The organism is Nocardia sp. NBC_00416 (genome assembly GCF_036032445.1).
GTDB lineage: Bacteria > Actinomycetota > Actinomycetes > Mycobacteriales > Mycobacteriaceae > Nocardia.
This window is the reverse complement of sequence record NZ_CP107932.1, coordinates 4,548,532-4,572,838: the sequence shown is the minus strand read 5'-3', so window position 1 is coordinate 4,572,838 and position 24,307 is coordinate 4,548,532. Positions and strand designations below refer to the sequence as shown.

The 24,307-nt window shown below is 69.9% G+C and carries 5 protein-coding genes (1 of these 5 cut by a window edge); all 5 read left to right on the top strand.

Going from position 1 to position 24,307, the window contains the following annotated elements; translation table 11 throughout:
* The first annotated feature begins 349 nt into the window (after window positions 1-349).
* Window positions 350-637 (top strand): DUF6290 family protein, encoded by a 288-nt coding sequence (locus OG804_RS19435; RefSeq protein ID WP_328388494.1) that lies wholly within the window; start codon window positions 350-352, stop codon window positions 635-637.
* Window positions 638-811: 174 nt separating this feature from the next.
* Window positions 812-1,237, top strand: coding sequence for a hypothetical protein (locus OG804_RS19430; RefSeq protein ID WP_328388493.1), 426 nt, complete (start codon window positions 812-814; stop codon window positions 1,235-1,237).
* 215 nt (window positions 1,238-1,452) lie between these two features.
* Complete coding sequence (locus OG804_RS19425) at window positions 1,453-1,878, top strand: PPOX class F420-dependent oxidoreductase (protein ID WP_328388491.1); 426 nt, start codon at window positions 1,453-1,455, stop codon at window positions 1,876-1,878.
* A 53-nt stretch (window positions 1,879-1,931) separates the two neighbouring features.
* Entirely contained in the window at window positions 1,932-2,690 is a 759-nt protein-coding gene (gene cobM, locus OG804_RS19420) for a precorrin-4 C(11)-methyltransferase (RefSeq protein WP_328388489.1), read from the top strand.
* Window positions 2,691-3,226: 536 nt separating this feature from the next.
* On the top strand, window positions 3,227-24,307 hold the 5' portion of the coding sequence (locus OG804_RS19415) for a non-ribosomal peptide synthase/polyketide synthase (RefSeq protein ID WP_328388487.1). It continues 33,273 nt past the right edge of the window; 21,081 of the gene's 54,354 nt are visible here — the first part of the coding sequence; the start codon lies at window positions 3,227-3,229; its stop codon lies off the right edge, out of view.

Genomic DNA, 24,307 nt, shown 5'->3' with positions numbered 1-24,307 from the left:
GTGGGGCTCCGCCGCCGTCGCCGGGTGCATCGCCGGGAGCGATACCGGCTTGTCGGCGGCATGTGAACGGGGAACTGCGGCACCCGATGGTATTGAAAGTGTGAACAGTGTTGCGCTTCTCTCCAATGGAACTATCAGCAGGTGCGCAGGTGCTACGGTGCTGTGGTCCATCTGTTTCGTCGGTTGCTGAAGTGGTCATGTTGTTTCTGGACCCTTTCGGCTCCTGCGGCGGCCGATAGTCGACAAAACCACCTAGGAGAACCTGTGCCACATCCATCGTTGTGTTCGTGTCGAAGCATCTTCTGATGGGTACGGCTACTCCCGCACTCTCTCCCCGATAGGAGCTGCTATGGCAAATACCGCAAAGAGCAGAACATCGAGTACGCAAGACGCCGTTCCGGCGAACACCACCTTCAGTCTTCGGTTGCGGCCGAAGGATTACCGGACCTTGATGAGCTACGCGAACCTGCGCAAGATCTCCATTGCCGAGCTCGCGCGCGAGTTCATTCTCGAAGGGCTCAAGAACGCCCTCGACCCCGTCGAGATCGAACGGCAAATGGAGGAGGAGAAGCAGCGCCTGCTCGCTTACGCCAAAGAACTACGCGAGGCCGCTGCGGAGCAATCCGACGATGAGTGACGTCCCGGCAGGTATGCCGCCGGGGAACCGTGGACCGGCACCGCCTCGTTGTGGCGATGTGTAGCTCGGTGTTTGTTTCATAGAACCTCAGGTGCGATAGTCTCGCGGTGTGCACGAAGCCGAGCAGGAGCTCTGCGGGCCGGCGCCCGAACGGGAAGGATCCGTTCCGCAGCGATGACGACGACGGCAAATGGCCAGGAGGCCGACCCCGGCGCTCCGGGGCCCGGCAGTGGTGGTGCAGGGCTGATGAGCCCCAAAGGTTTCGGGTGGGGCGTGATCGCGGTGGTGGCCGGGTTGGTGTACGGCAATGTCACTCGCGCCGCCGGGTGCCCGATGCCGAGTGCGGCCGGCGCCGGAGTGGCCGCGGGGCTCGCGGTGCTGTACTGGCTCGACAGGTTCGACTGGCACGATCTCTTCACCACACGTCGCGGCTGGATCCTCCTCGCCGGCTCCGGGGTCTGTGCGGTCGTCGCGGTGTGCATACCCCTTTTCACGATCGCCGGGGACAATATCTGGATGAAAGTCCTGGGCCTGATCACCGCCGCGGCGATCGGATTCGGTGGTGCGCTGGGTGCCGCCGACCACTTCGTCCACCACTGACGGGCCGCCGGATTCCAACACCTGTGCCGGACCCGGGAAAGAGCGGCCCCCGGGCGATCCGGTGAATTCGGTCTTCGCACTCCGTCCCGCGCACGGGTGACCTCGGCCCGCGTACCCGGATCGGCCGACCGGAGGTCGGGCGGTCCCACGATGGGCCGCCCGACGCGCCGCGGAACTCCCCGGGCGCGTGGCGGAGCCGCCCTACGCTGGGCGGTATGGCCTCACTTTCCGATCCCCAGGTGCGTGAATTCCTCAGCCACGGAACCCGTACCGCCAAGGTGGCTTTCACGGCCGCTGACGGTCGCCCGGTGGTAACTCCCGTCTGGTTCCTGCTCGACGGCGACGAAATCGTGTTCAACACCGGTAAGAACACCGCGAAAGGCAAAGCATTGCAGCGGGATCCGCGGATCGCGCTGGTGGTGGACCTGGAGGAGCCGCCGTACGGGGCGGTGCAGGTGCAGGGCACGGTCACGCTGTCCGAGGATCCGGCCGAATTGTTGCGCACCGCCACCGCGATCGGCGGCCGGTACATGGGGACCGCTCGCGCCGAGGAATTCGGACGCCGCAACGGGGTGCCCGGGGAACTGCTGGTGCGCGTGAAGCCGGTGAAGGTGGTCGCGTTCTTCGACGCCGTCGGCTGATCGCCGTGCGGCCGCCGCACGGCCGGGCGGGTGCGAATGCCTAGACTCGCGGCATGACGGTGCACTTCATCGGCGCCGGGCCCGGCGCCGCCGACCTGCTCACCGTGCGCGCGGTCCAACTCCTGGGCAGGTGCCCGGTGATCCTGTACCCGGGCACCTACCTGGATCCGGAGATCCTCGGACACTGCGCGCCGGACGCGGAGCTGATCGACACTCAGCGACTCGACCTCGACCAGATCACCGAGCACCTGGTCACGGCCCATCGCGCGGACCGGGCGGTGGCGCGGCTGTGCTCGGGCGATCCTTCGCTCTACTCCGCGCTCACCGAGCAGACCCGCCGCCTCGACGCCGCGGGAGTGCCCTGGGACATCACCCCGGGCGTCCCCGCCTACGCCGCCGCGGCCGCGCTGCTCGGCGCGGAACTCACCGTGCCGGAGGTCGCGCAGTCGGTGGTGCTGACCCGCACCCGCGCCCGGTCCACCGCGATGCCCGAATCCGAGGCGCTGGCGGAGTTCGCCCGGACCCGCGCCACCCTGGTATTGCATCTCGCTATCACTCGGACCCGGGAGCTGGCCGCCGAACTGGCCGGACACTACGGATCGGACTGCCCGGTCGCGGTGGTGTACCGCGCGAGCCGGCCGGACCAGGTGGTGCTGCGCGGCACGCTGGCCGATATCGCCGACCGGGTCGAATCGGCGGGCTTGCGGCAGGCCGCGGTGATCATGGTCGGCTGGGCGCTCGCGCCCGGTGTGGACTGTGCGCAATCCCATCTGTACGACCCGGCACGGGACCGCGCACATCTGGGCCACTAGGGCTCTGACCAGTAATGTCGCGGGTCGGAGTGCTGGGCGAGGGCGGCCGGGTTCGGCGGCCTGCGCGGTGGGGGTTCGTGCGATCCGCCAGGGGTAGCGGTGCGTCCTGTGGGCCGCTCGGTCCGGACGCTGCCGGCGGCGGGCGGGCGGGTCGAGCTCGATCGGCGACCGTGATGTCGGGCGCGGGATCGGCGTCGCCGGGAACACCGGCGGCGGGTTCCGGTGTGCGGACGGTTTGCCGGGCCGGGTCCGACCGCCGGGCGCCGTCGTAGAGGCCGGTTGGTGCCCCGGCGGAGCGACGGTAGATTGGATCGGTGGTCAGGAGTTCGGTTCCCGGGTGTGTCGGCACGCCGTCCGGTACGGGGCAGCCGATGTAACACCTCTGGCCCGACAATCGGATAAGTCTGATGGACATTTTTGCCTGATCGATACGGAAATGCTCCCGGAATCGCAGACGCCATGGTATTAGCGTGCGCGTCGCATCCGGGTGTCGTCGGGGGAGCGCGCCTGCGCGTTCCGGAAGCGAGGGTTGACGGTTGGACCGGCTGGACAACGGCGGGAACGGTACGGAGCGCGGTGCGGCCGCCACCGAAGGGAGCCTGTTCCCCCTGTCGCCCGCGCAGCTGGGTATCTGGTACGCGCAGCACGTGGACCCGCAGGTACCGGTCACCATCGCTCAGTACGTGGAGCTGCACGGCGAACTGGACGTCGACACCCTGACCAGGGCGAGTCGGGACACCTCCCATGAACTGGGGTCCGGTTTCCTGCGGATCGTGGAACGCGACGGCGAACCGCTGCAGTACATCGATCACGCCATCGCCGAGTACGACCGGGTCCACTACGTCGACCTGCGCGATACCGAGGATCCGGCGGCGTCCGCCCGGGAGTGGATGCGCGCCGAGTACAGCCGTCCGCTCGACCTGACCGAGGACCGGCTCCTCGCCTCCACCGCGCTGCACCTGGCCGACGACCACTGGTACTGGTATTCGCGGGCCCACCACATCGCGCTCGACGGCTACGGCGCGATGAACAATATGAACCGGGTCGCCGAGCTGTACACGGCCTATATATCCGGCGACGAACCGGCGCCGAGCAAGGCCGCGGAGCTGCGGGCGCTGTACGACCAGGAGATCGCCTACCGCGACAGCACCCGGTTCGAATCCGATAAGCAGTACTGGGCCGATCGGGTGGCCGGCCTCGAAGAGGGCACCAGCCTGGCGGGGCGTTCGGCCGCCCCCGCCGCCGGCAACGGTGTGTCCAACGCCGCATTGAGCGACGCGCAGAACGCGCTGCTCACCGAATGTGCGCAGCGTTACGGCTCCTCACCCGCCCAGGAATTGCTGGCGGCGTTCGGCGCGTACCTGGCGCAGTGGAACGGCGTCTCCGATGTGATCCTGAGCCTGCCGGTCACCGCCCGCACCACCGCGATCATGCGGCGCTCCGGCGGCGCGACCTCCAACATCGTGCCGTTGCGGCTGCACATCGGCCCCGAGACCACCATTGCCGAACTGCGCAAACAGGTTCAGCTGGAGGTGTCGGGCGCGCTGCGCCATCAGCGCTACCGCCACGAGGACATCCGCCGCGACGCCGCCGGCGACGGTGTGGTGACCACGGAGTTCTTCGGTCCGTGGGTGAACATCATGCTGTTCCAGGACGAGATCCGGCTCGGTGAGATGGTCGGCAGCATCCAGGTGCTGTCCACCGGCAGCATCGAGGATCTGGGCGTCAACTTCTATCAATCGGTCGGCGGCACCCGGTCGCATATCGACTTCGAGACCAACCCGAACCTCTACACCGCCGACGAGGCCCGCCGCCACCACCTGCGGTTCCTGGAGTTCTTCGATCGATTCGTCGGCGCCGACGCCGACGAGCGGCTGTGGCGGCTGGACATCACCTCCGCCGCCGAACTGGAGCTGACCACCCGGGAGTGGAACGACGGCGCGCACGATGTGCCGGTCACCACCCTGCCGGAGCTGCTGGACGCCCAGCGGGCACGCACGCCCGGCCACACCGCCCTCACCTACGAGGGGACAAGTCTGTCCTACGCCGAGTTCGGCGCCCGCGTGAACCGGCTCGCGCGCCGGCTGATCGCGGCCGGGGTGGGCCCCGAATCACTGGTCGCGCTGGGTATCCGGCGGTCGACCGAGCTGGTCGTGGCCATGCACGCCGTCCTGCACGCGGGCGGCGCGTACGTGCCGATCGACCCCGACCATCCCGCCGAACGCACCGCCTACATCCTGGACAGCGCCGACCCGGTCTGCGTACTCACGGTCGCCGCGGACGAATTCGAGCTCCCGGAAACGGTCCGGGTGCTGGAACTGGACACCCTCGATCTCGCCGAGTTCTCCGATGCCCCGGTCACCGACGCCGACCGGCTCGCGCCGCTGCGCCCGGAGCACTGCGCCTACGTCATCTACACCTCCGGCTCCACCGGCCGGCCCAAGGGTGTCGCGGTCACCCATCACGCCATCGTCAACCAGCAGCTGTGGATGCTGGACGAATACGGTTTCACCGCCGACGACATCTACCTGCAGAAGACCGCGACCACCTTCGACGTATCGCTGTGGGGCTACTTCCTGCCGCTGCTGTCCGGCGGCAGCCTGATCCTGGCGACGCCCGACGGGCACCGGGACCCGGTCTACGTCGCGGAGACCATTGCCGCGCACCGGGTCACGATCACCGACTTCGTGCCGTCCATGCTGACGGTCTTCGCCGGTCACGCCACGCCCGAACAGTGCGAATCGCTGCGCGAGATCTTCGTGATCGGCGAGGCCCTGCCGCCGGAGACCGTGGTCGCGCTGAAGGCGATCAGTCCCGCCGGCCTGCACAACCTCTACGGCCCGACCGAGGCCGCCGTATCGGTGACCTACTGGGAGGCGACCGGCGCCGAGACGACCTCGGTGCCCATCGGCATCCCGGAGTGGAACGTCGGGGTCCAGGTGCTCGACGCCCGGTTGCGGCCCGCCGCCGTCGGCGCCCCGGGTGAGCTGTATCTGTCGGGCCGGCAACTGGCCCGCGGATACGTCGGCCGTGCCGACCTGACCGCCGACCGCTTCGTCGCCGACCCGTCCGGTACGTCGGGCGAGCGTATGTACCGCACCGGTGACCTGGTGCGCTGGCGGGCCGACGGGATCCTCGAGTACATCGGCCGCACCGACTTCCAGGTGAAGTTCCGTGGCCAGCGCATCGAACTCGGTGAGATCGAAACCGATCTGCTGGCGCATCGCGCGGTGAACCAGGCCGTGGTCCTGGTGGTGGACACCGCCACCGGTCAGCAGTTGGCCGGTTATGTGGTGCCCGCGCCCGGGCACACCGTCGAACCGGTCGAACTCACCCGGTACCTCGCCGAGAAACTGCCCGCCTATATGGTTCCGGCCTCGCTCGTGGTGCTGGCGGAGTTCCCGCTCAACACCAGCGGCAAACTGGACCGTAAGGCGTTGCCCGAGCCGGTGTTCGCCGCCGACGCGGCCGGTTACCGGGCGCCGCGCACCCAGGCCGAACAGGTCGTGGCCGCGATCTTCGCCGATGTCCTGGGGCAGTCGCAGGTCGGTGTCGACGACAATTTCTTCGATCTGGGCGGTAACTCGCTGGTCGCCACCCAGGTGGTGTCGCGGATCAGCAGCGCGTTCGGGATCCGGCTCGGTGTCCGGGCACTGTTCGAGACCCCGACGGTCGCCGGGCTCGCCGTGCGCGCCGAGAACGCCGAAGCCGGTGGCGCCGCTACCTCGCGCCCGCCGTTGGTGGCGCAGCAGCTGCCCGACCGGATGCCGCTGTCGCTGGCGCAGCAGCGGATGTGGTTCATCAACCAGTTCGATCCGAGCGCGCCCACCTACAACCTGCCGTTCGTCATCCGGCTGCGTGGGCGCGTGGAGGTGGACGCGCTGACCGTGGCGCTCACCGATGTGATGGAACGGCAGCAGTCGCTGCGCACCGTCTTCCCGGAATCCGGGGACGGCGGATTCCAGTCGGTGCTGCCCATGGACCAGGTCGATCTGGGTATCCGGGTCCGGACCATCGATGAAGCCGAACTCCCGTCCGTACTAGGCGAATTCGCGGCGACCGGTTTCGACGTGACCCGGGAACTGCCGATCCGGGTCCGCGTCTACGAAGTGGTCGGCGGTCACACCAACGGCACTCCCGAATACGCGGTCGCGTTCGTGGTGCACCATATTTCGGCCGACGGCTTCTCCTTCGGCCCGCTGGCCCGCGATGTCGCCGCGGCATACGTGGCGCGGGCCGCCGGTTCGGCGCCGAGCTGGCCGCCGCTGCCGGTGCAGTACCACGACTACAGCCTCTGGCAGCGTGAACTGCTCGGCTCCGAGGACGATCCGCAGTCCATCGCCGCCCGCCAGATCGACTACTGGCGCGATACGCTGGCCGGGCTCCCGGACCAGCTGGATCTCCCGTCGGACCGTCCGCGTCCGGCCGTGCAGAGTTATCGCGGTGCGCAGCAACAGTTCAGCATCGATGCCGAACTGCACGCGGCGCTGTCCGCGCTGGCGCGGCAAAACGGTTCGACGCTGTTCATGGTGCTGCACGCCGCGCTCGCGGTGCTGCTGTCCCGGTTGTCGGGCACCGGCGATATCGCCATCGGCACACCGGTGGCCGGCCGCGGTGAGCAGGCGCTCGACGATCTGATCGGGATGTTCGTCAACACCCTGGTCCTGCGGTCGGAGGTGGACGGTGCGACCCCGTTCACCGAATTCCTCAGCGGTACCCGGGAAACCGATCTCTCCTCGTTCGCGCACGGCGATGTGCCGTTCGAGCGCTTGGTGGAGGTGCTGAACCCGGCCCGCTCACAGGCCCGGCACCCGCTGTTCCAGGTGATGCTGTCGTTCCAGGAAATGGCGCACGCCGCCCTGGAACTGCCGGGGTTGTCGGTGACCGCCGACGAGCTCGAGGTGCCGATCGCCAAGTTCGACCTGCAGTGGACCCTCACCGAGCAGCGCGATACCGCCGGTGCGCCCGCGGGGGTCGCGGCGGTGATCTCCTTCGCCACCGATCTGTTCGACCCGGCGACCGCCGCCCAGTTCGGGCGCAGGTATCTGCGCGTGCTCGAATCGGTGGTCGCCGAACCGCAGCGCCCGATCGGCGATATCGACCTGTTCGACGTGGCCGAACGCGCACTGGTGCTCGACAACTGGAACGCCACCACCCGCGAATCCGCCACCACGGCGACGCTGGCTTCGATGTTCGACGCGCAGGTGGCGCGCACTCCGGACGCGGACGCGCTGACCTTCGAGGGGACAACTCTGTCCTACGCGGAGTTCGCGGCGCGGGTGTACCGCCTGGCCCGGTACCTGATCGAACTCGGGGTCGGGCCGGATTCCGCGGTGGCGCTGGATATGCGGCGCTCCTTCGACCTGGTCGTCGGCATGTACGCCGTGACGGTGGCCGGTGGCGCCTATGTACCGCTGGATCCGGACCATCCGGCCGACCGCACCCGCTACGTGCTCGACACCGCCGCGCCGGTGTGTGTGCTGACGACCGCGGAGGACGCCGAATTCGTCCAGGGCCTGACCGCCGACGACCCCGCCGACGGCGTCGTGCGAATCGACGAACTGGACCTGACGGGCTACTCCGCGCAGCCGGTGACCGACGCGGACCGGATCGCCCCACTGCGTGCCTCGAATATCGCGTACGTGATCTTCACCTCGGGTTCGACCGGCCGCCCGAAGGGGGTGGCGGTCGCGCATGCGGCGATCGTCAACCGCCTGGTGTGGATGCAGGACGAATACGGTCTGGACGCCGGCGATGCGGTGGTGCAGAAGACCCCGGCCACCTTCGATGTGTCGGTCTGGGAGTTCTTCTGGCCGTTGCACACCGGCGCGCGCCTGGTCGTGGCGAAGCCGGACGGACATCGCGACCCGGACTATCTGGTGCAGCTGATCTCCGAGGAGCAGGTCACCACGGCGCATTTCGTGCCCTCGATGCTCTCGGCGTTCGTCGCCGAACTGCAGACCTACGGCATGCCGGACGGCGAGGTGTGCCCGAGCCTGCGCCGGGTCTTCGCCTCGGGTGAGGCGCTGCCCCCGGCCACGGCCCGCCGGTTGCTCGCCCTGACCGGCGCCCGGCTGCACAATCTGTACGGCCCGACCGAGGCCGCCGTCGACGTCACCTATCACGAGGTCACCGACCGCGATGTGGTGTCGGTGCCGATCGGCGCACCGGTCGCCAATACGCGGGTGTACGTCCTCGACAGCCGGCTGCGGCCGGTCCCGGTGGGCGTCGCGGGTGAGCTGTACCTGGCGGGCGAGCAGCTGGCCCGCGGGTACGCGGCCCGGCCGGATCTGACCGCGGACCGGTTCGTCGCCGATCCCTTCGGCGCGGGCGAGCGGATGTACCGCACCGGCGACCTGGTCAAGTGGACCGTCGCGGGCGAACTCGACTACCTCGGCCGCACCGACTTCCAGGTCAAGCTGCGCGGCCTCCGGATCGAGCTCGGCGAGATCGAAGCCGTGCTCACCGCCATGGAGTCCGTTGCGCAAGCGGTGGTCGTCGTGCGTTCGGACCACCGGCTCGGCGATCAGCTCGTCGGATATCTGGTCGCGACCGGGGAATCCGTCGACGTGGCGGAAGTGCGTGCCGAAATGGCCGATGCGCTGCCCGCGTACATGGTGCCGTCGGCGATCGTGGTGCTCGACGAGTTTCCGGTCAACGCGTCCGGCAAACTGGACCGCCGGGCGCTGCCGGCACCGGTGTTCGAGGTACGCGAGTTCCGCGCGCCGACCACACCGATCGAAGAGATCGTGGCCGCGACCTTCTCCGAGGTGCTCGGGGTGGCCCGGGTCGGCATGGACGACGATTTCTTCGAACTCGGCGGCAACTCGCTGATCGCGACCCAGGTCGCGTCCCGCCTGGGCACCGCGCTGGACACCCGGGTGCCGGTGCGGACGCTGTTCGACGCGTCGACGGTCGCGACGCTCGCGGCGCGACTGGAATCGCATGCGGGCACCGGCACCCACCAGGCGCTGGTGGCTCAGAGCCGCCCGGAGGAGATTCCGCTGTCGCTGGCGCAGCAGCGGATGTGGTTCCTGAACCGCTACGACACCGAATCGGCCGTCAACAACATTCCGGCCGTGATCCGGCTCTCCGGTGAACTCGATGTGGCGGCGCTGCAGGTCGCCGTGATCGATGTGATCGACCGGCACGAATCGCTGCGCACCGTGTTCCCCGAGACCGGGCGCGCCCCGGTGCAGGTGATCCTGGACGCGGCGCAGATCGTCCCCGACCTGACCCCGGTTCCGGTGACCGAGCACAACCTGCTCGACCACCTCATCGAACTGGCCACGATGGCCTTCGACGTGACCACCGAGGTCCCGCTGCACGCGCGGCTGTTCGAGATCAGCGAAACCGAGTACGTGCTCGGCATGGTGGTGCACCACATCTCCGCGGACGGCTGGTCGATGGGCCCGCTGGCGCGCGATGTGATGGTGGCGTATGCCGCCCGAACCAGCTGGGAGCAGCCCGCCTGGGCCGAGCTGCCGGTCCAGTACGCCGATTACGCGCTGTGGCAGCGCGAAGTGCTGGGGTCGGAGGACGATCCGAATTCGCTGATCGCCAAACAGATCCGGTATTGGCAGCGCGAGCTGGCCGATCTGCCCGATGAACTGATGCTGCCGGCGGACCGGCCGCGTCCGGCCGTGGCCTCCTACCGCGGTGGGACGCACACGTTCGTGATCGCGCCCGAGATCCAGGGACGCCTGGTGGAACTGGGCCGTGAGTACAACGCGTCGCCGTTCATGGTGCTGCACAGCGCCTTGGCCGTACTGCTGGCCCGGATCTCCGGGATGTCCGATATCGCCATCGGCACCCCGGTGGCCGGTCGTGGCGAGGCCGCGCTCGACGATCTGATCGGCATGTTCGTCAACACCCTGGTGCTGCGCACCCAGGTCGAGGGCGCCACATCCTTCGCCGAACTGCTCGGCCAGGCCCGCAACGCCGACCTACAGGCCTTCGCGCATGCCGACGTACCGTTCGAGCGGCTCGTCGAGGTGCTGAATCCGGCCCGGTCGCAGGCCCGGCATCCGCTGTTCCAGGTGGCGCTGTCGTTCGAGAACCTCCCGGACCGCACCTTCGAACTGCCGGGACTGCGGGTGGCGCCGGTCGATTTCGATATCGATCTGGCGAAATTCGACCTCGCTCTCACCCTGCGCGACGTCGGGGGCTCTCTCGACTCCGGGATGCTGGGCGAGTTCTCCTTCGCCCGCGACCTCTTCGAAGACGACACGATCCAGTCGTTGGCCGAGCGGTTCATCCGGCTGCTGGAGGAGATCACCGAGAACCCGCTGCGGCCGGTCGGCCGGCTCGAACTGCTGGCCACGCCGGAACGCGCGGAACTGCTGAGCCGCAACGGTGGTCCCGCGGAGCCGTCGCGCACGCTGCCCGCACTGCTGGACGCCGCCGTCCGCGCCAACCCCTACGGTCAGGCTGTCGTCTTCGGCGACCGCTCGCTCACCTATGAGCAACTGGACGCCGCCGCCGCCCGGCTGGCCCGGGTGCTGATCGCGCGGGGCGCGGGCCCGGAGACCCTGGTAGCCGTGGCGGTGCCGCGGTCGATCGAATCGGTGCTCGCGGTCTGGGCCGTCGCCCGGACCGGTGCCGCGTTCCTCCCGGTGGACCCCGCCTACCCGGCGGACCGGATCGCCCATATGGTCACCGATTCCGGTGCGCGCCTGGGTATCACCCTCACTGCCGAGGCGGCCGCGCTGCCGCCGATCACCGGCGGGGACTGGCTGCAACTCGACGATCCGGCGCTGGCCGCCGAGATCGCCGCGGCCGCACCGCAACCGGTCACCGACGCCGAGCGGCTCGCTCCGCTGCGCGTCGAGCAGATCGCGTACGTCATCTATACGTCGGGTTCCACCGGTCTGCCCAAGGGCGTGGCGGTCACCCACAGCGGTCTGGCCAACTTCAGCGCCGAGCAGGTGCAACGCTACGGCCTCACCACCGATTCACGGGCGCTGGCCTTCGCCTCCCCGTCCTTCGACGCCTCGGTGCTGGAACTGCTGCTCGCGATCGGCAGCGCCGGTGCGCTGGTGGTGGTACCGCCGGGCACCTACGGCGGTGAGGAACTCGGTCTGCTGATCGCACGGGAGCGGGTCACCGTCGGGCTGATCACCCCGTCGGTCCTGGCGTCGCTGGATGCGACGGACCTGGCCGGAATGCGCGTCATCATCGCCGGCGGCGAGGCCGTCTCGGCGGAACTGGTCGCGAAATGGTCGGTCGCGCCGAACCCCGCGGTCGGCCGTCGCTTCCACAACGCCTACGGACCCACCGAGGCGACTGTCGCCACCAATATCAGTGATCGGCTGCTGGCCGGTGATCCCGTCACCATCGGCGGCCCGGTGCGCGGTATGCGCGCGCTGGTGCTCGACGATCGGCTGAACCCGGTACCCGAGGGCGTGGCCGGCGAACTGTACGTCGGCGGAATCCAGCTGGCTCGCGGTTATCTCGCCCGGCCGGGGCTGACAGCGTCCCGTTTCGTCGCCGACCCCCACGGCACGGCCGGTGCGCGGCTGTACCGTACCGGCGACGTGGTCCGCTGGCGTCGCGACGACGACGACCGGCCCGTGGTGGAATACATGGGCCGCAACGACTTCCAGGTCAAGATCCGTGGTTTCCGGATCGAACTCGGCGAGATCGACGCGACCCTGGGCGCCCACCCGGATATCGATTTCGCGGTGACCGTCGGACATCGGCTCGAAACCGGGACCACCGTCCTGGTCTCCTACGTCCGGCCCGTTCCCGACCGGTCCGTCGACACCGCCGCGGTCACCGCCCACGCCGCCGAGCGGCTGCCCGGATACATGGTGCCGACCGCCATCATGGTGCTGGCCGAGATCCCGCTCACCCCGGCCGGCAAACTCGACCGTCGCGCCCTGCCCGAACCCGAACTGGTCGCCCGCACGTTCCGCGCCCCGCAGACTCCGGTCGAAGAACTGGTCGCCGGTATCTACGGTGAACTCCTCGGGGCGGAGCGCGTCGGCGCCGACGACGACTTCTTCGAACTCGGCGGCAACTCGCTGATCGCCACCCAGGTCACCGCCCGGCTCGGGGCCGCGCTCGACGCCGAGATCGGCGTACGGATCCTGTTCGAGGCCCCGACGGTGGCCGGCCTGGCCGCCCGCGTCGGCTCGCATACCGGCACCGCCCTGCGTCCGTCGCTGAGCACGCGCCCGCGGCCGCAGCGGCCGCCGCTGTCGCTGGCCCAGCAGCGGATGTGGTTCCTGAACCGCTTCGACATGGGGTCGGCCGCGAACAACATCCCGGCCGCGGTCCAGCTGCGCGGGGATCTCGACCTCACCGCGCTGCGCGGCGCGGTCGCCGATGTGGTGGCGCGGCACGAATCGCTGCGCACCGTGTACCCCTCCTACGACGGTGTCGGTTACCAGCAGGTGCTGCCCGTCGGCCAGGCCCTGCCCGAGATCGACGTGGTCGACGTCGGCGGGCCCGGCGCCGAGATCGACGTCGCGGCCTCCACCGACGAGCTGATCGCCGCGATCGTCGAATTCGCCGCCGGCGGTTTCGATGTGACCGCCGCGCCGCCGGTGCGGATGCGGGTGTTCCGGCGCGGGCCGCGTGAGCATGTGCTGGTCGTGGTGGCGCACCATATCGCCGCCGACGGCTTCTCCATGCGGCCGCTGGTGCGTGACCTGGTCACCGCGTACATAGCCCGGACGGCCGGTGAGGTTCCGGCCTGGGTACCGCTGTCGGTGCAGTACGTGGACTACGCGCTCTGGCAGCGGGAAACCCTCGGCGCCGAGGAGGATCCCCGCTCGCTGATCTCTCAGGAGCTGGAGTACTGGCAGACCGAGCTGGCGGGTCTGCCCGAGGAACTGCGGCTGACTCCCGCGCCGCGTCCCGCCGTGCCGACCTATCGCGCCGGCACCCACCGGTTCCAGCTGCCCGGACACCTGGTGGACTCGCTGAACGAGGTGGCGCGCGCCAACGGCACCACATTGTTCATGGTGGTGCACGGGGCATTCGCGGCGCTGCTCTCGCGGCTGTCGGGTACCGACGACATCGCCGTCGGCATCCCGGTCGCCGGTCGTGGCGAGCAGGCCCTCGACGATCTCGTCGGCATGGTGGTCAACACCCTGGTGCTGCGTGCGCAGGTGGATCCGGCGATGACCTTCGCCGAACTGCTGACCCAGGTCCGCGAACACGATCTCGCCGCGTTCGCGCACGCGGGAGTTCCCTTCGAGCGGCTGGTCGAGGTGCTCAACCCGGTCCGGTCGCAGGCGCGGCATCCGCTGTTCCAGGTGATGCTGTCGTTCCAGAACCTGGGCCGCACGTCGCTGGAGCTGCCGGGCCTGACGGTCGACGAACTCGCGATCGATTCCCCGACCGCGAAATTCGATCTGCAACTCACCCTCAGTGAGCACGCGGACCCGTCGGCCGATATGGACGCCGAACTCGTCTACTCCACCGATCTGTTCGACGCGGAGTTCGCGCGTGCCTTCGCGCTGCGTTTCGGCCGGATGCTGCGCGCGGTCACCGCCGCCCCGCATCGGCCGGTCGGCGATATCGAACTGCTCGAGCAGACCGAGCGCCTGCGCATCCTGGATCGCTGGAACGCCACCGAGTTCCCGGTCGACGCCGCGCTCACCACCCCCGCCGGCGACGCCGCCGCCACTCTCGTCGCGGTATTCGAGGCGCAGGCCGCGCGCACCCCCGATTCCGTCGCGGTGACCTTCGAGGGGACGAGTCTGTCCTATGCCGAGTTCGCCGACCGGGTGCACCGGCTGGCGCGCTGGCTCGTGCAGGCCGGAGTCGGCCCGGAATCGTATGTGGCGCTGGGGATGCGGCGTTCGATCGATCTGGTCGTCGCCATGTACGCGGTACAGGCCGCGGGCGGCGCCTATGTTCCGCTCGATCCCGATCATCCGGCCGAGCGCATCGACCACATCCTGGAGACCGCACGTCCGGTGTGCGTGCTCACCGCGGGCGACGACCTGGACACCACCCGGGCGCGGCAGGTGCGGATCGACGCACTGGACCTGTCCGATCATTCCGCCGAACCGTTGACCGACGCGGACCGGTTCCGCCCGCTGCGCTCGGAGAACACCGCCTACGTCATCTTCACCTCCGGCTCGACCGGTCGCCCGAAGGGTGTGGCGGTCTCGCACGCCGCGATCGTGAACCGGCTCGTGTGGATGCACGCCGAATACGGTCTGGCCGCCGATGACGTGGTGCTGCAGAAGACCCCGGCGACGTTCGACGTGTCGGTATGGGAGTTCTTCTGGCCGTTGCAGGTCGGCGCCCGCCTGGTGGTGGCCCGGCCCGATGGTCATCGGGATCCGCTGTACCTGGCCCGGGTCATCGACGCCGAACAGGTCACCACGGTCCACTTCGTGCCGTCCATGCTCTCGGTGTTCGTCGGCGCGATCGCCGGATCATCGGAGAACGGCGAACCCGTCTGCGCGAGCCTGCGCAATGTCTTCGCCTCCGGCGAAGCGCTGCCCGCGGCGACCGCGCAGCGGATACGCGAACTGACCGGCGCCCGGCTGCACAACCTGTACGGTCCGACCGAGGCCGCGGTCGACGTCACCTTCCACGAGGTCACCGCCGCCGACACCGCGTCGGTGCCGATCGGCGCCCCGGTGTTCAACACCCAGCTCTACGTGCTGGATTCGCGGCTGCGGCCGGTTCCGGTCGGCGTCCCGGGTGAGCTGTACCTGGCCGGCGCCCAGCTGGCGCACGGGTATGTGGCCCGCCCCGACCTCACCACCGAGCGGTTCGTCGCCGATCCGTTCGGCGCCGGCGGCCGCATGTACCGCACCGGCGACCTGGTCGCCTGGAACGCCGGCGGCGAACTGGATTATCTGGGCCGCACCGATTTCCAGGTGAAGGTGCGCGGTCTGCGTATCGAACTCGGTGAGATCGAGGCCCAGCTGACCGCGCTGGACACGATCGCGCAGGCGGTCGTGGTGGTGCACACCGACGCGCGCACCGGAGAGGCGCTGGTCGCGTACCTGGTGGCCGAGCCGGGCCGCACCGTCGACACCGCCGCGCTGCAGCTCGAACTGGGCCGGTCGCTGCCCGCCTATATGGTGCCGGCCGCCTACCTCGTGCTGGACGCCTTCCCGCTCAACGCGTCCGGCAAGCTCGACCGCCGGGCCCTGCCGGAACCCACCTTCACCGCCGCGGTGTTCCGTGCTCCGACGACCCCGATCGAGCAGATCGTCGCCGCGACCTACGCGGATGTGCTGGGTACCCAGCGGATCGGCCTGGACGACGACTTCTTCGGGCTCGGCGGCAACTCGCTGGTCGCGACGCAGGTCGCGGCCCGGCTGGGCGCCGCCCTGGACACCGAGGTCGCGGTCCGCGCGCTGTTCGAGGCGCCGACCGTCGCCGCCCTGGCGGCCCGGCTGGAAAGCTCGGCGGGCTCGGGCGCCCGCGCGCCGCTGGTCGCCCAGCAGCGCGGTGAACTGGTGCCGCTGTCGCCGGCCCAGCAGCGGATGTGGTTCCTGAACCGTTTCGACAACCGCACCGCGGTGAACAACATCCCCGTCGCGGTGCGCCTCACGGGCACACTGGACCTCGGCGCGTTGCAGGCGGCGCTGGCCGATGTGGTGGAGCGGCACGAGGCACTGCGCACCGTGTACCCCGACGTCGACGGAACAGGGCAGCAGCGGGTGCTGCCGCTCGGCGAGGTGGATCTCGACCTCACCGCGGAAACGGTCGCCGAATCCGCGGTGCCGGGCCGGATCCTGGAACTGGCCGGAGTGTTCTTCGACGTCACCGCCGCACCGCCGTTCCGGGCGAGTCTGCTGCGGGTGGACGAGCGGACCCATATCGTCGTCCTGGTCGCGCACCACATCAGCGCCGACGGTTTCTCGCTGCGGCCATTGCTGCGCGATCTGGTCGTCGCCTACACCGACCGCGGCCGCGGCATCGCCCCCGCCTGGGAACCACTGGTGGTGCAGTACGCCGACTACACGCTGTGGCAGCGCGCGGTCATGGGGTCGGAGGACGATCCGGAATCGGTGGCCGCCAAGCAGGTCGGCTACTGGACCGACCGGCTGCGGGACCTGCCCGATCAGCTGGAGCTCCCGGCCGACCGCCCGCGTCCGGAGGTCGCCTCCACGCGCGGCGCGACCCACGAGTTCACTGTGGACGCCACGCTGCGCGCCGCCTTGGAGGAACTGGCCCTCGCGCACGGAACCACGCTGTTCATGGTCGTGCACGCGGCCCTGGCGACCTGGGCGGCGCGGCTGTCCAACAGCACCGATATCGCCATCGGCACCCCGATCGCCGGCCGCGGTGAGCAGGCGCTCGACGATATCGTCGGCATGTTCGTCAACACCCTGGTGTTGCGCACCGAGGTCGATCCGGCCGGTCCGTTCGCCGATCTGCTGGCCCAGGCCCGCCGTACCGATCTGGCGGCCTTCGCGCACGCCGACATCCCGTTCGAGCGGCTCGTCGACATCCTCAGCCCGGTCCGTTCGCAGGCGCACCACCCGCTGTTCCAGGTCGCGTTGACCTTCGAGGCGGCCGCGGCCGCCGATATCGGCACCGTGGCACTGCCGGGGGTCGAGCTGTCGGTGGTGGACTTCGATCCGGGTACCGCGAAGTTCGATCTCCAGCTGACCGTCGGCACCGTCGGCGAGGCCGGCGGTGGCCTGCGCATGCAGTGGGCCTACGCCACCGATCTGTTCGACCCGGAAACCGTCGCGTCCTTCGCCGACCGGTTGCTGCGGATCCTGCGCAGCATCGTCGAGGAACCCGGGGTGGCGGTCGGCGATATCGACCTGCTCGGCGAGTCCGAGCGGCTGGATGTGGCGCAGCGCTGGGTGAGCTCCGGCGCGGAGACGGCCCCCGGTGTCTTCACCGCCGACGGCGTCGCCGCCGACCGGCCCGAAACCGCCACTCTGGCAAGTCTTTTCGAGGCAGCGGTCGCCGAGTATCCGCATCGCGTCGCCGCGCGGTTCGGGCCCGACCAGCTCAGCTACACCGACCTCGACCGCCGCGCGAATGTCCTGGCGCGCCGCCTGATCGAGGACGGCGCCGGCCCGGAGACCCTCGTCGCGGTGCTGCTGCCGCGTTCCCTGGACCTGGTGGTCGCGCTGCTCGCGGTGGTCAAATCCGGTGCGGGCTACGTACCGGTGGATCCGACCTATCCGCCCGAACGCATCGCCTACGTGCTGGAGGACGCACGCCCGGCCGCCGTCGTACTGGACTCCAGCGTGCAGATGACCCTGCCCGCCGGCCTGTCGCGGGTGGTCGTGGACGGTTTCGCCGTCGAGGCCGGCGATATCGAGGACGCCGACGACGGCCCGGTCACCGACGCCGACCGCACCGCCCCGCTGCGCCCCGACAACACCGCCTACGTCATCTACACCTCGGGCTCCACCGGTCGCCCCAAGGGCGTGGCCGTGGCGCATCGCAATGTGGTGCGGCTGTTCGCCAATACCGATCGCGATTTCGGATTCGGCCCCGAAGACGTGTGGACCCTGTTCCACTCCTACGCCTTCGACTTCTCGGTCTGGGAACTGTGGGGACCGCTGCTGTTCGGCGGCAGCCTCGTGGTGGTCGACTACTACACCTCCCGCTCGCCCGAACAGTTCCTCGAACTGCTGCGCACCGAACGGGTCACCGTCCTCAACCAGACTCCGTCGGCGTTCTACCAGCTGGCCGAGGCCGATCGCACCGCCCAGGCCGACCGTCCGCTGGCACTGCGCTATGTGGTGTTCGGCGGCGAGGCACTGGAACTGCGCCGGCTCGCCGACTGGGTCGGCCGGCACGGCGACGGCAGCACCGGCCGCACCCGGGCGATCGGCGACCGCGAGACCGCGTCGCCGCGACTGGTGAACATGTACGGCATCACCGAGACCACGGTGCACGTGTCGTACCGCGCGCTGGACGCCGCGACCATCGCGAGCGCCGCGGGCAGCGTGGTCGGCCGGGCGCTGGCCGGGCTGAAGGTGTACGTGCTGGACAACCGGCTGCGCCCGGTGCCGGTGGGTGTCGCGGGCGAACTGTACGTGGCCGGCGGGCAGCTCTCGCGCGGCTATCTGGGCCGCCCCGATCTCACCGCCGCGCGGTTCGTGGCCGATCCGCTCGCCGAACCCGGCAACCCCGGCGCCCGGCTCTACCGCTCCGGCGACCTGGCGCGCTGGAACCGATTCGGCGAACTCGAATACCTGGGCCGCGCCGACGATCAGGTCAAGGTGCGCGGTTTCCGCATCGAACTCGGTGAGATCGAGGCGGCCGTACTCGCGCAGCCGGGCATCGCCCAGGCGTCGGTGATCGTGCGTGAGGACGCCCCGGGCGATCAGCGCATCGTCGCCTACGTCGTCGCCGACACCGAATCCGCTCCGGACCTGGACGCCGTCCGTGACGGGGCCGCCGAACAGTTGCCGTCCTATATGGTCCCGGCGGCGTTCGTGCAGTTGGACGCCGTCCCGCTGACCGTCAACGGCAAGCTGGACCGCCGTGCCCTCCCCGCACCGGCGGCTCGCACCCGCGGCTTCCGCGCCCCGGCCACCCCGGTGCAGGAAGCGGTCGCCGGAGTCTTCGCCGACGTGCTCGGGATCGAGCGGGTCGGGATGGACGACGATTTCTTCGACCTCGGCGGCAACTCGCTGATCGCCACCCGGGTCGCGGCACGGATCGGCGCGGCCCTGGGCACCGAGGTGCCCGTGCGCGCGCTGTTCGAGGCGCCCACCGTGGAGGCGCTCGCCGCGCGGGTCGAAACGCGCACCGGCGCCGCCGCGCGCGCCGCGCTCGTGCCGCGGCAGCGAGCCGCCGACGAACTGGTTCCACTGTCCTACGCGCAGCAGCGGATGTGGTTCCTCAACCAGTACGACACCGCCTCCGGGGCCTACAACCTGCCGATGGCCATCCGCCTGGCGGGCCTGCTCGATCTCGACACGTTGCGCCTGGCGGTAGCTGATGTGGTGCGCCGCCACGAATCGCTGCGGACTCGCTACCCCGAGCACGGCGGCGTCCCGATGCAGCAGGTCGTACCGGCCGAACAGGTGGACCCGGACCTGCGCCTGGTGGGCGTACCGGCCGACGAACTGGTTACCGCGGTCACCGGGTTCGCGAGCGCCGGATTCGATGTGGCGCACGAGGTTCCGCTGCGCTTCCGGCTGTTCACCACGGGCCCGGACGAATTCGTCCTGGTCGTGGTCGTGCACCATATCGCCGGTGACGGTTTCTCCGCCGCGCCGCTGACCCGCGACGTGATGCTGGCCTACACCGCGCGGACCCAGGGCGCGGCGCCGGGCTGGCAGCCGCTGGCCGTGCAGTACGCCGATTTCGCAGTCTGGCAGCGTGAGGTGCTCGGCGGCGAGGACGATCCCGAATCGCCGATGGCCCGGCAGGTCGCCTACTGGCGGGACGCGCTCGATGATCTCCCCGACGAGATCACCCTGCCGATGGACCGGCCGCGCCCGTCGGTGGCCTCGTTGCACGGTGCCACCGTGCGGTCCGGGCTGCCGACCGAACTGGTCGCCCGGCTCGACGAACTGGCCCGGCAGCGGGGAGCCTCGCTGTTCATGGTGCTGCACGCGGCGCTGGCCGCCCTGCTGGCGCGGCTGTCGGGCAGCGCGGATATCGCGGTCGGCACTCCGATCGCGGGCCGTGGCGAACAGGCGCTCGACGATCTGGTGGGCATGTTCGTCAACACCCTGGTGCTGCGGACCGCCGTACCGTCGGGTGACACGTTCAGCGCACTGCTGGATCGGGCCAAGCACACCGATCTGGATGCCTTCGGCAATTCCGACGTACCGTTCGAACGCCTGGTGGAGTTGCTGTCGCCGGAGCGGTCGCAGGCCCGCAATCCGCTGTTCCAGGTGGCGCTGTCGTTGCAGAACAACGAGCGCCCCACCCTGGAACTCGCCGGACTCGGCGTCTCGGTGCTCGACCTCGAGGAGAACGTCTCCCGGTTCGATCTGCAGTTCACCCTGGCCGAGAATGCTTCGGCGGGTATGGATCTGGCGCTCACCTACGCCACCGAGCGGTTCGACGAGGCCACCGCGCGATCCTTCGTCGTCCGCTGGCAGCGGCTGCTGGCCGCGGTCGCGGCCGACCCCGACGCCGTCCTCGGCGAGATCGAGATCCTCGACTCCGCCGAACGGGCCGGGATCGTGGACCGCACCGGCGGACCGGGCCTGCCCGGACGGACGCTGCCCGAACTCATCGCCGAAGCCGTCGCCGCGGACCCGTCCGCACCGGCCGCGGTGTTCCGCGGTGAGCGGCTGAGCTACGGCGAGCTCGACGAACGCTCGAACCGCCTGGCGCGCCTGCTGATCGAACGCGGACTGGGCGCCGAGGATCTGGTGGCGATCGCGGTCCCGCGGTCGATGGATTCCTATTTCGCCGAGTGGGGTGTCACCAAATCCGGCGCCGCGTTCGTGCCGATCGACCCCACCTACCCGGCCGACCGTATCGCCCATATGCTCACCGACTCCGGTGCGCCCGTGGGGCTCACCGTGTCCTCGGTGCGCGACCAGTTGCCGGACACGGTGGACTGGGTGGTGCTCGACGATACGGATCTGGGCGCCTACGCCGCGGACCCGGTCGGCGACGCGGACCGGGTGCGCCCGCTGCGTCCGTCGAACACGGCCTACATCATCTACACCTCCGGTTCCACCGGTCTGCCCAAGGGCGTGGCGGTACCGCACGCCGGTCTGGCCAACTTCGCGGCCGAACAGGTGCATCGGTACCGGATGGACTCCGATTCGCGCACCCTGCACTTCTCCTCGCCCAGCTTCGACGCCTCGCTGATGGAGCTGCTGCTCGCGATCGGCCCCGGCGGCACGCTGGTGATCGTGCCGCCGGGCGTCTACGGCGGTGAGGAACTCTACGAACTCATCCGCGAAGAACAGGTCACCCATCTGTTCATCACCCCGGCCGCGCTGGCCACCCTCGACCCGGCCGGGCTGGACAGCCTGCGGGTGCTGGCGGTGGGCGGCGAGGCGTATTCGCCGGAACTGCTGGCGAAATGGGCCATCCCGCTGGGTGATCCGGCCCGGACGGACCGGCCGATCCGGTCCTTCCACAACATCTACGGCCCGACCGAGACCACCATCGTGGTCAATATCGGCGAACCGCTGCTGCCGGGGGACGCGCTCACCATGGGCGGCCCGAACCGCGGTATCCGTTCGCTCGTGCTCGACGACCGGCTGCGGCCGGTGCCCGACGGTGTGGCCGGTGAACTCTATGTCTCCGGTATCCAGGTGACCCGTGGTTATCTGGATCGCCCCGGGCTCACCGCGGACCGTTTCGTCGCCAACCCGTACGAGCCGGGGGAGCGGATGTACCGCACCGGCGACGTGGTGCGCTGGACCGCCCGGGAGCTGGACGGCACGACCGAGCACCGCCTCGAATACGTGGGCCGCTCCGACTTCCAGGTGAAGGTCCGCGGTTTCCGTATCGAACTCGGCGAGATCGACAACGCGCTGACCGCCCATGACACCGTCGATTTCGCGGTCACCGTGGGCCATACCAGCGCCGCGGGTGCGGTCTCGCTGGTGTCCTATGTCGTCGCGGGACCCGATCAGACGATCGATATCGCGGCGCTGACCGCGAATCTCGAGGATCGGCTCCCGGCCTACATGGTGCCGTCGTCGATCATGGTGCTGGACCGGATTCCGCTCACCCCGGTCGGCAAGCTCGACCGGCGGGCGTTGCCGGAGCCCGTGTTCGCGACCGATACCGCGTTCCGCGCACCGCGCACCCCGCTGGAGCAGACCATCGCCGATGTCTTCGCCGAGGTGCTCGGCGTGGACCGGGTGGGTGTGGACGATTCGTTCTTCGCCCTGGGCGGCGACAGCATCGTCTCGATCCAGTTGGTGTCCCGGGCGAAGGCACGCGGTGTGGTTTTCACGCCGCGGCATGTATTCGAGCAGCGCACCGTGGCCGGGCTGGCGGCGGTGGCCGAAACCGCGGATTCCGCCGACGCCGCGCCGGTACTGGCCGAACTGCCGGGTGCCGGGATCGGCACGCTGCCGCCGACCCCGGTGGTGCGGTTCATGGCCGAACGGGCCGGCTCCTTCGGCCGGTTCCATCAGCTCATGGCGCTGGAACTGCCGCTGGGTGTGGACGCCGCGACCATTGCCGCGGTCCTCGGGCCGGTGCTCGACCGGCACGATATGCTGCGCGCCCGGTTGGCCTTCGCCGACGGGGACTGGGTGGTCGAAACGGCCGAACCCGGCACCCTGGATGTGGCGGGCCTGATCGACCACACGGTGTTCGACGCGAGTGCGGACGCGGACCTGTTCTTCGAGATCGCCTCGGCCGCCGTGGATGCCGCACTGGACCGGCTCGACCCGCTGGGCGGTGTCGTCGTGCGGTTCGTCTGGCTCGAGCCCGACAGCGCCGAGCGCGCGGGCCGCCTGGTGGTCATCGCCCATCACCTGGTGGTGGACGGTGTGTCCTGGCGCATCCTGGTCCCCGACCTGGTGGCCTCCGCCGGCGCGCACAGCGCCGGCGGGGCCCCCGAACTGCCCGCCCCCGCCACCTCCATGCGCTCCTGGGCGCACGCGCTGGACGAGAACGCCCGCAGCCCACGGCGACTGGCCGAACTGGACTACTGGCGCACCGTCGCCGGTACCGCCGACCCGCTGCTCACCGAGCGTCGGATGGACCCGGCCGCCGATACCTCCGGAGTGGTCGAGATCCACGCGGTAGAGGTGTCCCCGGAGGTGACCCGGAGCCTGCTGACCACGGTTCCGGCGTTGTTCCACGGCGGTGTCAACGACGGCCTGCTCACCGCGCTCGCGCTGGCCACCGCCGTATGGCGGGCGCGCCGCGTGCCGGGGTCGCGCGCCGACGACGCGCTGCTGGTCCGGCTCGAGGGCCACGGTCGCGAAGAAGAGGTCGTGCCCGGGGCGGACCTGTCGCGGACGGTCGGCTGGTTCACCGCCATCTTCCCGGTGCGGTTCGAGCTGACCGGGATCGACGTCACGGCCGCCTTGACCGGAGGCCCCGATATGGGGGCGGCGCTCAAGGCCGTCAAGGAGCAGTTGCTGGCGGTGCCCGACAAGGGCATCGGCTACGGCCTGCTGCGGTACATGAACCCCGCGACCGCCGGTGAACTCCCCACGGAACTGCCGGGCCAGGTGAGCTTCAACTACCTGGGCCGCGTCGCCGCGAGCGAGCTGCCCGAGGGATTGCGCGGGTTCGGCTGGGTCCCCGCGCCCGAACTCGGTCTGCTCGGCGGCGCCTATGACGCCGATATGCCGGCGATGGCGCCGCTGGACATCAATGCCATCGTGGCCGGCGATACGCTGACCGCGCGGATCGGCTATCCGTCCACCCTGCTCTCGGCCGGTGAGGTCGCCGAATTCGGCGACCTGTGGGTCGCGGCGCTGGAGGCCGTCGCCCGGCACGCCGAGTCGGCGGGTGCGGGCGGGCACACGCCGTCCGATTTCGGCATGGTGCGCCTGGCGCAGGCCGATATCGACGGGTTCGAACGGCAGTTCCCGGGCCCGGTGGCCGATGTGTGGCCGGTGTCCTCACTGCAGGCCGGTCTGCTGTTCCACGCACAGCTCGCCGCGCATTCGGTCGACGTGTACACCGCGCAGGCGGTGCTCACGCTCAGCGGCCGGGTCGACGCGACCCGGCTGCGGGCGGCCGCGCAGGCTCTGCTCGACCGCTACGAG